Source organism: Paenibacillus sp. AGC31, assembly GCF_057334655.1.
In genome coordinates this window covers 41,182-54,415 of sequence record NZ_JBHFJH010000002.1, presented here as the reverse complement: position 1 = coordinate 54,415, position 13,234 = coordinate 41,182, and the positions used below count along the sequence as shown (strand labels likewise).

General features: G+C 48.5%; 12 protein-coding genes. 1 reads left to right on the top strand and 11 read right to left on the bottom strand.

Annotated elements, in window-relative coordinates:
* Window positions 1-143: 143 nt before the first annotated feature.
* The 4 genes from ACE04G_RS02615 to ACE04G_RS02600 form a co-directional block, all read right to left on the bottom strand.
* Window positions 144-1,697, bottom strand: coding sequence for an MFS transporter (locus ACE04G_RS02615; protein WP_339305859.1), 1,554 nt, complete (start codon window positions 1,695-1,697; stop codon window positions 144-146).
* Window positions 1,698-1,769: 72 nt separating this feature from the next.
* Window positions 1,770-2,453: a hypothetical protein gene (locus ACE04G_RS02610; RefSeq protein WP_237177457.1), complete on the bottom strand. Its 684-nt coding sequence runs from the start codon at window positions 2,451-2,453 to the stop codon at window positions 1,770-1,772.
* Window positions 2,454-2,487: 34 nt separating this feature from the next.
* Window positions 2,488-3,216 (bottom strand): polymer-forming cytoskeletal protein, encoded by a 729-nt coding sequence (locus tag ACE04G_RS02605; RefSeq protein ID WP_339305862.1) that lies wholly within the window; start codon window positions 3,214-3,216, stop codon window positions 2,488-2,490.
* 14 nt (window positions 3,217-3,230) lie between these two features.
* Complete coding sequence (locus ACE04G_RS02600; RefSeq protein ID WP_074096600.1) at window positions 3,231-3,854, bottom strand: YhbD family protein; 624 nt, start codon at window positions 3,852-3,854, stop codon at window positions 3,231-3,233.
* A 273-nt stretch (window positions 3,855-4,127) separates the two neighbouring features.
* Here ACE04G_RS02600 and ACE04G_RS02595 point away from each other — a divergent pair, with 273 nt between their 5' ends.
* A complete protein-coding gene (locus ACE04G_RS02595; RefSeq protein ID WP_221824006.1) occupies window positions 4,128-4,916 on the top strand; it encodes an alpha/beta hydrolase in 789 nt (262 codons plus the stop codon).
* 200 nt (window positions 4,917-5,116) lie between these two features.
* Here ACE04G_RS02595 and argH read toward each other — a convergent pair whose 3' ends face one another.
* The 7 genes from argH to argJ form a co-directional block, all read right to left on the bottom strand.
* On the bottom strand, window positions 5,117-6,520 hold the full coding sequence (gene argH, locus ACE04G_RS02590) for an argininosuccinate lyase (protein WP_036612430.1): 1,404 nt from the start codon (window positions 6,518-6,520) through the stop codon (window positions 5,117-5,119).
* 110 nt (window positions 6,521-6,630) lie between these two features.
* Complete coding sequence (locus ACE04G_RS02585; protein ID WP_017692004.1) at window positions 6,631-7,866, bottom strand: argininosuccinate synthase; 1,236 nt, start codon at window positions 7,864-7,866, stop codon at window positions 6,631-6,633.
* A gap of 93 nt (window positions 7,867-7,959) precedes the next feature.
* Window positions 7,960-8,925, bottom strand: coding sequence for an ornithine carbamoyltransferase (gene argF, locus ACE04G_RS02580; RefSeq protein ID WP_221824004.1), 966 nt, complete (start codon window positions 8,923-8,925; stop codon window positions 7,960-7,962).
* Between the two features lie 14 nt (window positions 8,926-8,939).
* The gene (locus ACE04G_RS02575) at window positions 8,940-9,065 is read right to left on the bottom strand and encodes a hypothetical protein (RefSeq protein WP_486094130.1); all 126 of its coding nucleotides are present in this window, start codon (window positions 9,063-9,065) and stop codon (window positions 8,940-8,942) included.
* Between the two features lie 57 nt (window positions 9,066-9,122).
* Window positions 9,123-10,376: an aspartate aminotransferase family protein gene (locus ACE04G_RS02570; protein ID WP_169479733.1), complete on the bottom strand. Its 1,254-nt coding sequence runs from the start codon at window positions 10,374-10,376 to the stop codon at window positions 9,123-9,125.
* A gap of 354 nt (window positions 10,377-10,730) precedes the next feature.
* On the bottom strand, window positions 10,731-11,570 hold the full coding sequence (argB, locus tag ACE04G_RS02565) for an acetylglutamate kinase (RefSeq protein WP_221824002.1): 840 nt from the start codon (window positions 11,568-11,570) through the stop codon (window positions 10,731-10,733).
* A gap of 336 nt (window positions 11,571-11,906) precedes the next feature.
* Window positions 11,907-13,145, bottom strand: a complete 1,239-nt coding sequence (gene argJ, locus ACE04G_RS02560; RefSeq protein WP_221824000.1) for a bifunctional glutamate N-acetyltransferase/amino-acid acetyltransferase ArgJ — start codon at window positions 13,143-13,145, stop codon at window positions 11,907-11,909.
* Between the last annotated feature and the right edge of the window lie 89 nt (window positions 13,146-13,234).

Here is a 13,234-nt window from a genome sequence, read left to right as displayed (position 1 = left end):
AAAACAAAAAGACACACTTCCCGTCCCTTTTAAGGATACGCGAGAAGTGTGTCTTTTCATGGTTTAAGATATGTTCTTCGAGTTTTACCAAGCTACGATCAGCTGTACTACCTTAACTTATAGTTAGTTTACTGCATAACGGTTTAGTGACCGCCGGTGTATTCGCCTTGCTCTTCGCCTATAACCATCTTCTCTTTTCCCATGAAGAAGGAAGCGACCAACGCGAGTGCAGCCGGAATCACAGCCCAGGCAAATAACTGCACGATGGAAGAAGACAGGGCATGTGTGATGGTATCCAGCACCTGAGGCGGAATCGCCTGTCTGAGTTCTGGTGAGAGCAACGCATGTGGATCGGTCAGATCCACTCCCTGAGGCACGCCACCCGCTGAAGCACCGCCTGCTTCCGCAGCTGAACCAGCGAGAGCATCGTTCATTTTACGCATAAAAACCTGGCTCTGTACGATACCAAAGATCGTAATGCCCATCGTCATACCGAGGGACCGCAAAAAGTTAAGTGTGGAGCTTGCTGCTCCACGTCTTTGCGGTTCAAACGCATTCATGGCTGCATTGCTAAGTACGGAGAACGAAGCACCGACACCCAGACCAACCATCACCATGTAGATACGTATCGTCCAAAGGGATGAATTCTCATCCAGTGTAGTCAACAATCCAAGTCCAATGACAAGTAAAGCCAACGTAGGAATCATGATATTACGATACTTGATTTTGGTCATCAGCACCCCGCCCAAGGACGCCGTCACAACGGACCCAAGCATCATCGGTAGCAACACAAGACCGGAGTTGGTCGCTTTACCACCAAGTACCCCCTGTATGAAGATCGGAATGTACACGGATGCTGTAATGAACGCCGCACCACTGAACATCCCAATAACGTTACTGGACCAGTAGACCCGGTTGCGGAACATGCTGAAGGAGATGATTGGTTCTTTGGCTTTGGTTTCTGCAAAAAGGAAGAGCAGCGCTAATGCTACAAATCCGGCAAACAAGCCAAGAATCTGCCACGAACCCCAGGCAAATGTTTTGCCGCCCAGTTCCAGACCAAAGATCAGGCACACAACAGCACCGATCAGCGTTACGGCACCCAGCCAGTCGATCTGTTGAGATTGATGCTGATGAGACTCCTTGTAGAAGAACGCAATAAACACAAATGCAATCAAGCCTAGCGGCAGGTTGATATAGAATACCCATTCCCATGTCGCATATTGGGTAATGTAAGCACCGAGCAGAGGTCCGAATACGCTGGACAGGCCAAAGACGGCTCCAAACAATCCACCCAATTTACCACGAGATTCTGGTGCAACGACATCAAACATGATCGTAAAGGCAATCGGGACCAGGGCCCCCGCACCAATACCTTGAATCGCTCTGTACATCGTCAATTCCACAATAGACGTTGCCGTTCCGCACAGCGCTGAGCCAAGCATAAACACAATAATACCAAATACAAAAAACTTCTTCCGTCCATACATATCGGATAGCTTACCAAAGATCGGCATCCCTGCCATCTCAGCCACCATGTACGCGGAGGTAACCCAGACGAACTTGTCGAGCCCACCCAGCTTCCCGACAATGTCCCCCATAGCTGTTGCCACGATGGTGTTATCCATCGAAGCCATTAGTATGCTGAGCAGTAACCCTGCCAGCACCAATCCAATACTGTTTTTACGTGCAACCATTGTACTCAATCTCTCCATTCACGCTCTATTCATATGACTGCATTAGTATATCCGAAAAGAAGTTTTCGTTAATCAGTCCAAGGACCGATTGCTTTGCAGCAAAACTTCCGATTGCGGATGAATTTGCAGAGATGAACGGTATTCCACTGTACCAATCCGGCAGCCAGGACCGATTTTTATTTTATCGCCACGGACAATCTCGGCCTCCGTATTCTCTAATTCAATGTCATCACCTTCGATAATCTGTGCCTTGAGAATTGATTTATTCCCTGTAAACAAGTCATTCAACCGACCGCTCTTCACCGAAATGATGGAACCACCCATTTCCTTGACCTCGGATGGACCCATGATTTTGAGCGTCATGTGTTCAGCGCTGAGCATCCCCGCTATCGTCAAACGCCCGTTCAGCTTGATATTTTCCGCCTGACAATCCCCTGACAGATGAAGTTCACCGACCACTTTTATATGCTCAGCTTTGGCATGCAGGCCAGATGCCTGGATTCCATCATCACCATCGTTGCTGGCCTCTCGCTCTGTCAGAGTAAGGGTTCCGGTAATTTTAATATCTGTGGATTCAAGCGATCCGTATATGACCGACGTACCCGTGCATTTGAAACGATCACAAGATAGATTGTCGTTAAAGGACGCGTCCCCTACAACCTTGATCTTGCCGTACACGCCCCCAGAAGAACTGCCATCACCAACGATGCTGATATCCATTTTTTTGTCCAATGAACGCCCAGGATTGTTATTCATGTCCATCCCATCCCTTTCTCTCCATATCCAAACTTTATATTCGCTGACTGCTGCCCACCTTGGCATCCTGATCTACTTCAAGTTCACCTGAATACTCGACCAGCCTGATGTTACAGCCGCGACCGATAAAAATGTTACTCCCCCGAACAATGTCAGCTTCGGTATCTTCCAGCACAATCTCATCACCTTCAATTAAGGATGTCTTAAATGAAGGTGTCCCGCCCAGACCAATACTTTTCCAAAAGCCATTCTGTTGTTCCTTGCGACGAATATCGATGCGCTCTCCGCCAATCTCTTTAGCTGAAGAAGATGTGTGCAGCCTGATCTCCACTGTTCCCGCATTCAGTAAACCGCTGATCTTAATATTGCCCCGTACATTCAGGGACTCACATTGGACATCCCCTTCAATATCGATCACACCGCCAATATCAATTCGTTCCCCATCCACTCTTCCACGTACAGTACACTTTCCGTTCACCTCAAGCTCAGGGCTATGGAGATCTCCGTTAATCGTCGTCATGCCATCTACACGAACACGAGAACTGGTAAGAGGTCCATTCAACGTACACATGCCGTTAATCGTTGCACTCTCGGAGGTCAAAGCGCCGTGCATCTTCAATGTTCCATTCACTTCCATAGAGGTGCAGTCCAGGTTACCGTTCACCTTAGCCATGCCATCAATAGATACACGGTGAAAATTCCCGCCTGCCGTTTGACTTATGCCCGCCACATTCAGATCATTCCGCTTATTCCGCTCTTCCATAGATGATCCTCTCCTTATCCCAATTTGAGTTTTAATTCTTCCATAAATGTTCCCATCGGCTGTCTAAGAACCACTTTCACACCATTGTCAAAATAAAACTCCGTTCCTGCTGTTACCAGCATGAATGAAGGAACACCCATCTTACGAATAAGCACGAGTTCGCTGGGTTTGCCTGTAAAACGGTAATAATGTTCGGACATCACTTCGATCAGCAAAGCACCCTCTTGCCGAGTAATATCTCCGCTCATTAACAGCTTATCAAGGACGTAGAGCATCATAATCTGCTCCAAAGCATACAGCGATTGCTCTCGACCTGCTTCTTTCAATAGATCCAGGGATATTTGTGAAACAATGTTTCGCTCTAATAGTTGCTCTGCAGACATCTCCACTTCACCCAACGTAGGTGAGAACACGTCTGCCAGCTCATCCAGCGATAATCCGTCTTTCATATTGAGAATCTTGTCAATGCGCAGTAAAATCTGTTGTTTGGGAAAAAAGGTTTCTTGTCCGGTGTAGGAAGACTTCCGAATGAACCATTCTTCCGGAATGAGATTTTTCCGCTTCCAGCGGTATAACTGACCGTATGAGATTCCTGTCAGGTCCAACAATTCTTTCTTGGAGATCAAATCATCCGTCATATATGGTCCCCCTTTTTATTGAAACGAGCGTAACATAACATTGTTACGTTGTAAAGTGTGTTAAAGATCGATGATCAGATTACAGATTTCCACTTTAACCACTGGTGTGAAATTCTTTGTTTTCTACTGTAGATCTTGTTATTGCAATGGGAGAGTAATGCGTATAACCTGTTACATATAAACACTTTGGAGGCTTAGGCATCCGACTTCCATCCCATCGTCTCATGTCAGAACACGTGGTTAACGAACTTATGAAAGGGGTTTCTTATACTCATGGCACTTATTAAATGTGATTTTTACTCGGATACACTCGGGCTTAGCACCAGCATGCATGTCATTCTGCCGCAACAAACCCACAATCAGATCGGTATGGAGAATGTGACTGGCAAAGGGCTGCACCCAACTCTGTACCTGCTGCACGGTCTGTCTGATGATGATTCCATCTGGCTGCGCCGGACTTCCATCGAACGTTATGTGGCCAACCTCGGGATCGCCGTTGTTATGCCACAGGTACACCGCAGCTTCTATACAGATATGGTAGAAGGCGGACGTTACTGGAGCTTTATCAGTGAAGAACTGCCGGCACTTGCTCGTTCTTTCTTCCCGCTGTCAGATCAACGGAAGGACAATTTCGTTGCCGGATTATCCATGGGTGGCTATGGGGCTTTCAAGCTGGCCCTTCGTAAACCAGATCAATATGCGGCTGCTGCCAGTTTGTCTGGAGCACTCGATATGTCTGCACATATGGATAGAAATGCATCCTCAGCATTACAACAGACGGAGTTACAGCGGATTTTCGGACCCGAGGTCGCAGGTACAGAGAACGATCTGATCCATCTACTTAAAGAGAGTCAAGCCAGCCAAGGGCCACAGCCCCTGCTCTATCAGTGCTGCGGAACGGAAGATTTCCTGTATGAGGATAATCAAACCTTCCGTCAAGCCTGTGAACAGACGAACTTCGAACTGACGTACGAGGAAGGGCCTGGTGAACATGAGTGGGGCTACTGGGATGCCAAGATTCAGGATGTATTGAAATGGTTGCCTTTACAAAAGCGCGATTAGTGGAGAATTGCATTGGAGCTACCGCGAGTAACTAAACTGGTACTCCGATAGTAGAACAACATCCGTCGCGGTTGAGTAGAATGTATCTAGAGCACATTGCTGTAAAACACAAAGAAGCAGGCCGTTGAGAACAAAGTTCTCTGGCCTGCTTCTTTGTTGTACTGTTGTATCTGTAAGGGTACCTTATAGTAGCGGTGGTATTAACCGCGGTTCGTAATCCATTGCTCGGTGATCTCCAGTACCTTCTCACTGCGTCCAATCGCTTCAGCAACTTGACCCGAAGCTGTCCCGCCGTAAACATTACGAGCGTTCACAACCGCTTCCGGTTGCAGTACATCATAGATCCGGTCATCAAACAGTGGTGAGAACTGACGGAATTCATCAATCGTCAGATCCAGCAAATACTTGCTGTTCTGGATGCAGTACAGCACCGTTTTACCAATCACTTCATGCGCCTGACGGAAAGGCAAGCCTTCGCCTACGAGGAAGTCGGCAATATCCGTAGCATTGGAGAAATCCTGGTTGACCGCTTGACGCATCCGATCCTTGTTCACTGTCATCGTCGCGATCATTGGAGCAAACAGTTGAAGCGCACCTTCCAGCGTCGCTACAGTATCAAACATGCCTTCTTTGTCTTCCTGCATGTCTTTGTTGTATGCCAGTGGAAGAGATTTCAGTACTGTCAGCAAACCGATCAGGTTGCCGTACACACGTCCTGTTTTACCACGAACGAGTTCAGGAACGTCCGGATTTTTCTTCTGAGGCATAATGCTGCTGCCTGTGCAGAACGCATCGTCCAGTTCAACGAATCCAAACTCCGTGCTGCTCCATAGTACCAGCTCTTCACTCAGACGGGACAAGTGAGTCATGATCAGCGAAGCTGCCGCCAGGAACTCAACGATGAAGTCACGGTCGCTTACTGCGTCCAGACTGTTCTCGTACACGCCATCGAAGCCCAGTTGTTCCGCCACAAAATGACGGTCAATCGGGAAAGTTGTGCCCGCGAGTGCACCTGCGCCCAGTGGCAGGATGTTAATACGTTTGTAGCTGTCCATCAGACGCTCCGCATCCCGTTGGAACATGGAGACATATGCCATCAGGTGATGTGCGAACAGAATTGGCTGCGCCCGTTGAAGATGCGTATAACCCGGTACAATTGTATCGAGGTTATCTTTTGCTTGTCCAATCAGTGCTTCCTGCAAGGAATGCAGCATGCCTACAAATCCAACCACGCGTTCGCGCAGGTATAGGTGCATATCTGTTGCAACTTGATCGTTCCGGCTACGGCCTGTATGTAATTTCCCGCCTACAGGACCAATCGTCTCGATCAGGTTTTTCTCAATATTCATGTGGATGTCTTCGTCCGATACGGAGAATTCCACTTCGCCCGCACGGATTTTGTGCAGAACGGTGATCAATCCTTCTTTGATCGTCTCTACATCTTCCGCCGGAAGAATACCGCATTTGCCCAGCATTGTCACATGGGCCAGACTGCCCTGAATATCTTCCTCAGCCAAAGCCTTGTCAAAATTGATCGATGCCGTATATTCCTCAACCAAATGATTGGTTTGTTTTGTAAAACGTCCTCCCCACAGCTTGCTCACGGTGAGTACTCCCCTTTCGCTCATGGACAAAGCCGCTCCTGCCAGATGTGCAAGAACGGCCTGCCTTGTCATTTATATTGATATAGCTGCTCTATAGATGCAGGTTGAAATTAGTTTTTGTTTTGCTCCACGCCGGAGTTTACTTTCAAACGCAGTGCATTCAGGCGGATAAAGCCTGTTGCATCACCTTGATCGTAGGCTTGCGTTGGATCAGCTTCCATTGTAGCGATGTCCGGATTGTAGAGGCTGACAGGGCTTTTCACGCCTGCGCCGATAATGTTACCTTTGTACAGTTTCACACGAACCGTACCTGTTACATTTTTTTGGCTTTCAGTCACCAGCGCTTGCAATGCAAGACGCTCTGGTGCGAACCAGAAACCGTTGTATACCAGTGTGCTATAACGTGTGATCAGGCTATCACGCAGGTTCATCACTTCACGGTCCATCGTGATGGACTCCATTTTGCGATGTGCGGTGAACAGGATTGTTCCACCTGGTGTTTCGTATACGCCACGGCTCTTCATACCAACAAAACGGTTCTCAACCATATCTACACGGCCAATACCATGTTTGCCACCCAGCTCGTTCAGTTGCTCCATCACTTGCAGCGGGCTCAGGCGCTCACCGTTCAGTGCAACACAGTCACCTTGTTCGAATTCCAGTTCAACATATTCCGCTTGATCTGGTGCATCTTCAGGTGCACTGCTCAGCAGGAACATGTCTTTGTTCTCGTCCGCGCTTGGATCGAACCAAGGATCTTCGAGCACACCGCTCTCATAGCTGATATGCAGCAAGTTACGGTCTGTGGAGTATGGTTTAGCCGCAGATGCGGTTACCGGAATGCCATGTTTTTCAGCGTACGCGATCATCTCGGCACGTCCCGGGAACTGGTTACGGAATTCTTCCAGACGCCAAGGTGCAATTACGTTAATGTCTGGTGTCAGTGCAGCCGCGTTCAGCTCAAAACGAACTTGGTCATTTCCTTTACCTGTAGCGCCGTGAGCGATGGCTGTAGCACCTTCTGCACGAGCGATATCCACCATGCGTTTAGCGATCAGTGGACGAGCGATACTTGTACCGAGCAGGTATTGCCCTTCATAAAGGGCACCAGCTTGGAACATTGGATAGATGAAATCTTTTGCGAATTCATCGCGTAGATCGTCGATGTATACTTTGGAAGCGCCTGTTGCCAGTGCTTTTTCCTCCAAACCGTCCAATTCATCCTTTTGTCCAATATCCGCTGTGAAAGCGATAATCTCTGCATCATATGTTTCTTTTAACCATTTCAAAATTACAGATGTGTCCAACCCGCCTGAATATGCGAGTACAATTTTTTCCTTAGCCATGTTCGATGGTCCTCCCCAAGATCAGTTGCTATAAACTTTTATCTATCATCGCGAAATCTGCGCCTAAAATCAACCCATTCAATGAAATAGCAGCTATTCGCTCATTAAAGCAGCCATTAATGCTTTCTGTGCATGCAAGCGATTCTCCGCCTGATCAAAGATCAGGGAGTTCGGTCCGTCAATTACACCGGCACTCACTTCTTCGCCGCGGTGTGCTGGCAGACAATGCAAGAACATGTAGTCCGGCTTCGCGCCTTTCATCAGTTCCTCGTCCACTTGATATGCCGCAAATGCCTGCTCACGAATCTTCTGCTCTTCCTCAAAGCCCATGCTCGCCCATACATCCGTATACACGATATCTGCATTTTTCGCAGCTTCCTGTGCACTGTACGTTACAGTCACTTCAGAACCGCTCTCCTGTGCGATAATACGTGCCTGCTCCACAACCGCGCTATCCGGCTCATAGCCTTCTGGCGTTGCTACAGCAACATGCATACCCATCTTCGCTGCACCCAGCATCAGGGAGTGCGCCATGTTGTTGCCATCTCCGATGTAGGCCATTTTCAGACCTGCCAGCTTGCCTTTGTGCTCCAGTACCGTTTGGAAGTCTGCCAGTACCTGGCAAGGATGCGCTGCATCGCTCAGGCCATTAATGACCGGAACATCGGCATGCTCTGCCAGTTCAGTTACATTATGGTGTCCAAAGGTACGGATCATGATGCCGTCCAGGTAGCGGGACAATACTTTGGCTGTATCATGTGTTGTTTCCCCGCGACCCAGCTGGATATCATTTTTGCTCAGGAAGAGCGCATGTCCACCCAATTGGAACATGCCCACTTCAAAGGATACACGCGTACGTGTGGATGACTTTTCAAAAATAAGTCCGATCGTTTTGCCTTTCAACGGTTGAAAAGGTACACCGCTTTTTTGCTTGCCTTTAATCTCAATTGCGAGATCAAGCAGATAACGAATCTCCTCAGCTGTGTAGTCCGTGAATTCGATAAAATCCCGGCCTCTCAGATCAATCTTCTGAATCTTTTCCGTCTGTTGTGCTGTCATGTATAATGTCCTCCTTATTTCCGGTTCCCTGCACCCGCACGGGCAGAAGAGAGCACCGTTAACACTTTGTCTGGATGCTTCTCGGATTTATTCATTCCCGCCTTCTGCAATTTCACCGCGCGGCTACAGGGATTCATCATCTCATTCTGCTTCGAGGCCGGTAATGGCCCCGAGACAGAAAGGTTCTCATTTTTATGTTAGGCTTTCGCCGCTACGTGCTCTTCGATCAATGTGGCTACCAGCGATACTGCCTCGTCGATCTCTTCTTTGCTCACATACAGGTTCGGAAGCAAACGAATCACATTTGGTCCTGCAGAGACGAACAAAATCCCGCGTTTTTGCCCAGCAAGCACTATATCACCTACCGGCTCAGCACATTCAATACCGACTAACAATCCCAAGCCACGAACTTCCTTCACAAAGGAATTGCCTGCCAAACGATTCCGCAGGGAGCTCATCAGGTATTCACCCATCTCCGCTGCACGCTCTGGCAAGCGATCTTCCAGCATCGTTTCGATTGTTGCAATTACAACGGATGAAGCAAGTGGTGTTCCGCCAAATGTTGTCGCATGGCTACCTGGCGTGAACGCATCCCGCAGGAAACCTTTACCCAGCATTGCGCCTACAGGGAAACCACTGCCGATACCTTTGGCAACGGTGAACACGTCTGGCTCAATGCCATAATGTTCGTGTGCAAACAGTTTACCCGTACGTCCCATTCCCGTTTGAACTTCATCAACAATGAGCAACAATCCATGCTCGTCACACAATTTCCGTACATGTTTGACGAATTCCGGCTCAACCGGATATACACCACCCTCGGCCTGAACCATTTCCAGCATAATAGCTGCTGTGTTGGGTCCAATTGCCGCTTCAAGCGCAGGGATATCATGCAAAGGTACGGTTACAAATCCGGCTGGCAATGGTAAAAATCCTTCTTTCACCTTATCCTGTCCGGTTGCTGTCAGTGTAGCGAGTGTCCGTCCATGGAAGGACTGGGCAAAGGTGATCACTTCATAGCGATCTGTGCCTTTCACCTTCTGGTGATAACGACGTGCAACTTTGATAGCCGCTTCGTTCGCTTCAGCGCCACTGTTACAGAAAAACACCGCGTCAGCGCATGTATTGGCTGTCAACAATGCTGCTGCTTTCTCCTGGCCCGGAATCTGGAACAGGTTGGATACATGCCACAGCTCATCAATCTGAGCTTTCAGCTTGGCTCCGACTTTCTCCGGTGCATGGCCCAGGCTAGTTACAGCGAGTCCGCACATGAAATCGAGATATCGATTTCCCTGGTCATCCCACAACCAGCTGCCTTTACCTTTGACCAGACTGATTGGATAACGTGCATACGTTTGGAAAAGCGAGCTTTCCGTCTGTGCCGCTGCACCTGTTGCTGTTGCGCCCGCTACCGCTGTGCCAGAACCTGGCTGTTCGTTGCCTTTTGCCATGACCATATCACTCCTTATTGGTTGGTACACGAGCAATTATATAAGAAACCTGATTTACACTAGACCACTCCGATTGCGGAACCATCTTCCGAACGTATGCATACTCCACTTCGATGACAGAACAACCTTCCGATCGCTGTTATCCCTGGATTTTTTTTATTCCCCTTCAATGGGGAAAATCCTGTGATAAAGGCGCACGCTCCGCTTCTTCAGGTTATTTCTGTCCTCTCCGTTATGCATTTTTATTCTTCAGATTGGTTCTGCACCCTACGTTATTGTGAGTGTAATATTAGATTTCTTATATAAAAAAGCCGTGCACATATTTTTTATCTTGTATAAGAACCCAAATGAACCTTATTGCATACGGATGATTCTTGTTCCGATGATTTCTCCGCTGAGCACTCGGCTCAGGATTTGAGGTTCGCTGCCGTCTACGATGACGACCTCACGTACTTGGCCATGAATACATGCAATTGCTGCACGCACTTTGGGAATCATGCCGCCATAGATTTCTCCGGTCTGGATCATGTCCTCAATCTCTTGTACAGATACGGATGGCAGTACTTTTTTCTCGCCGCCTACGTTCTTCATGATGCCAGGAACGTCAGTCACGACAATCATCCGACTTACGCCGAGATGAGACGCCACTGCACCTGCCGCTGTATCTGCGTTAATGTTGTAGCGTTGTCCAGTTGCATCTACGCCAACTGGTGCAATAACCGGCATGTAACCCATGTTCACGATGCCTTGGATAATCTCTGCGTTCACACCAGTGACATCGCCTACCCAACCGATCTCTGCGTGGTTTGTAACAGGTTTAGCCTGAATCAGACCCCCGTCCACGCCAGACAAGCCTAGTGCACGGCCGCCCACACGTTGAATCAAACGCACGATCTGTTTGTTGATACTGCCCGCAAGCACCATCTCCACTACGTCCAGCACAGGTTCAGTCGTTTTGCGCAGGCCATTAACGAATTCGGTTTCGATACCAAGCTTCGCAAGTTTATCTGAGATCGCAGGACCTCCACCATGCACGATTACCGGCTGCGTGTCCTGAGACTGCAAATCACGCAGATCCGCAAAGAAAGACTCAGGCAATGCTGCCAGCGTGCTGCCTCCACATTTCATGACAAACATCTGTTTCTCTGTGCTCGCTTCCGTTGCGGTACTCTTGTTTGGCATTGTTGAATTCATGAGGGCAAGCTCCTTCCATAGTAAAAATTACATTCAAAAAAATATAACACTTTTATAAGGTGACGAAGGCTGGTAGGAGTCCATTCCGAATTCGGATTGTTCTTTCGATCGCTGTTGTCTCCAGGTTTCTTGAATTATCCCTATATAGGGGAATACCCGGAGACTAAGGCGACCGCTCCGCTTCTGCAGAATCAATTCCGTCTTCTCCATTACTATCGCTATATGTTCAATACCAAACAACAAGTTTAAATTTTATTGATAATTTTTGAATCATCTCACGAAACAGCTTCACAATAGAAGACAGCTGTTTCGCAAAACCTTTATCCCAAAGACTTATTACGTGCGGTATGCTGCGTTAATTCGGACGTAGTCATACGTCAGGTCGCAGCCCCAGGCTGTTGCTGTTCCTTCGCCGTGGTGCAGATCCACCACAATGCGAACTGTATCAGTCTGCAAATACGCCAGTGCCACTTCTTCGTCGAATACGACTGGGCGGGACTGCGCAAGTACCGAGATATCTCCCAAACGGATATCTACCGTATCCGGGTTCACCGGCTGTCCTGCACGCCCTACGGCTGCAATAATCCGTCCCCAGTTGGCATCTGCGCCAAACATGGCTGATTTCACAAGACTCGAACCGATGACAGTTTTCGCGATTGCTTGCGCGGATTCATCACTTACCGCACCTGTAACTTCTACCTCAACCAGTTTGGTTGCTCCTTCACCATCGCGAGCAATGGCTTTGGCTAGCACTTGGCAAACATAGGTGAAGCCGGCTGCAAAAGCGTCCCAATCTGGATGCTCTGTGGTCAGCTCTTCATTGCCTGCATAACCACTGGACATAGCTACCAGCATGTCGTTTGTACTTGTATCCCCATCAACGGTAATCATGTTAAATGTATGATTGGTTGCCTGGCGCAGCAAGCGCTGCAACGCTTCTGCACCAATGACCGCGTCAGAGGTCATGAAAGCGAGCATCGTCGCCATATTCGGATGAATCATACCCGAGCCTTTGGCGGCTCCCGCAATCGTAACCGTCTTACCGTTAACCAGAACGGAGACGCAAGCTTCCTTTTTCACCAAATCCGTTGTCAGAATCGCTTGTGAAAATTGTTCCGCCTCATTCGACTCCTTGCCCATATGCGCCGGAAGTCCGGTAATGCCTGAATGTACAGCATCCATTTTGAGCAATTCCCCAATGACACCTGTGGAAGCTACAGCTACATCCTCTTCTGCCACACCCAACTCACGCGCAGCGGCCGAACGCATCGCATATGCATCTTCTTCCCCTTGTTGCCCTGTACATGCATTCGCATTACCACTGTTAACGATAACAGCCTGAAGGCGTCCGTTGCTCAAGCTTTCGCGCGTTACTTTAAGCGGTGCTGCTTGAAACACGTTCGTTGTGTATACAGCAGCAGCTGTAGCCGGCACATCACATCGGATCGCTCCGATGTCATTACGAGATGTCTTTTTTAATCCGCAGTGAAGTCCACCAGCAGTGAATCCCCCAGGGGTTACAATCGTTCCGTTCTCAACCACGGTAAAAGTATGTTGCTCCACATTCGTTCCCATATCATATCCCCCGTATGCGTTCAGCCATATGCTGATGATCCGCCTGCTTACCTGATCCGTTCTTCCTAAGTTGACTCCGAGAAAGCACT

What these genes read in the sequence shown, in the direction of transcription:
- ACE04G_RS02615 (WP_339305859.1), bottom strand. Translation starts at nt 1,697, where the DNA reads ATGGTTGCACGTAAAAACAGTATTGGATTGGTGCTGGCAGGGTTACTG.
- ACE04G_RS02610 (WP_237177457.1), bottom strand. Translation starts at nt 2,453, where the DNA reads ATGAATAACAATCCTGGGCGTTCATTGGACAAAAAAATGGATATCAGC.
- ACE04G_RS02605 (WP_339305862.1), bottom strand. Translation starts at nt 3,216, where the DNA reads ATGGAAGAGCGGAATAAGCGGAATGATCTGAATGTGGCGGGCATAAGT.
- ACE04G_RS02600 (WP_074096600.1), bottom strand. Translation starts at nt 3,854, where the DNA reads ATGACGGATGATTTGATCTCCAAGAAAGAATTGTTGGACCTGACAGGA.
- ACE04G_RS02595 (WP_221824006.1), top strand. Translation starts at nt 4,128, where the DNA reads ATGGCACTTATTAAATGTGATTTTTACTCGGATACACTCGGGCTTAGC.
- ACE04G_RS02585 (WP_017692004.1), bottom strand. Translation starts at nt 7,866, where the DNA reads ATGGCTAAGGAAAAAATTGTACTCGCATATTCAGGCGGGTTGGACACA.
- argF (WP_221824004.1), bottom strand. Translation starts at nt 8,925, where the DNA reads ATGACAGCACAACAGACGGAAAAGATTCAGAAGATTGATCTGAGAGGC.
- ACE04G_RS02575 (WP_486094130.1), bottom strand. Translation starts at nt 9,065, where the DNA reads ATGATGAATCCCTGTAGCCGCGCGGTGAAATTGCAGAAGGCGGGAATG.
- ACE04G_RS02570 (WP_169479733.1), bottom strand. Translation starts at nt 10,376, where the DNA reads ATGGCAAAAGGCAACGAACAGCCAGGTTCTGGCACAGCGGTAGCGGGC.
- argB (WP_221824002.1), bottom strand. Translation starts at nt 11,570, where the DNA reads ATGAATTCAACAATGCCAAACAAGAGTACCGCAACGGAAGCGAGCACA.
- argJ (WP_221824000.1), bottom strand. Translation starts at nt 13,145, where the DNA reads ATGGGAACGAATGTGGAGCAACATACTTTTACCGTGGTTGAGAACGGA.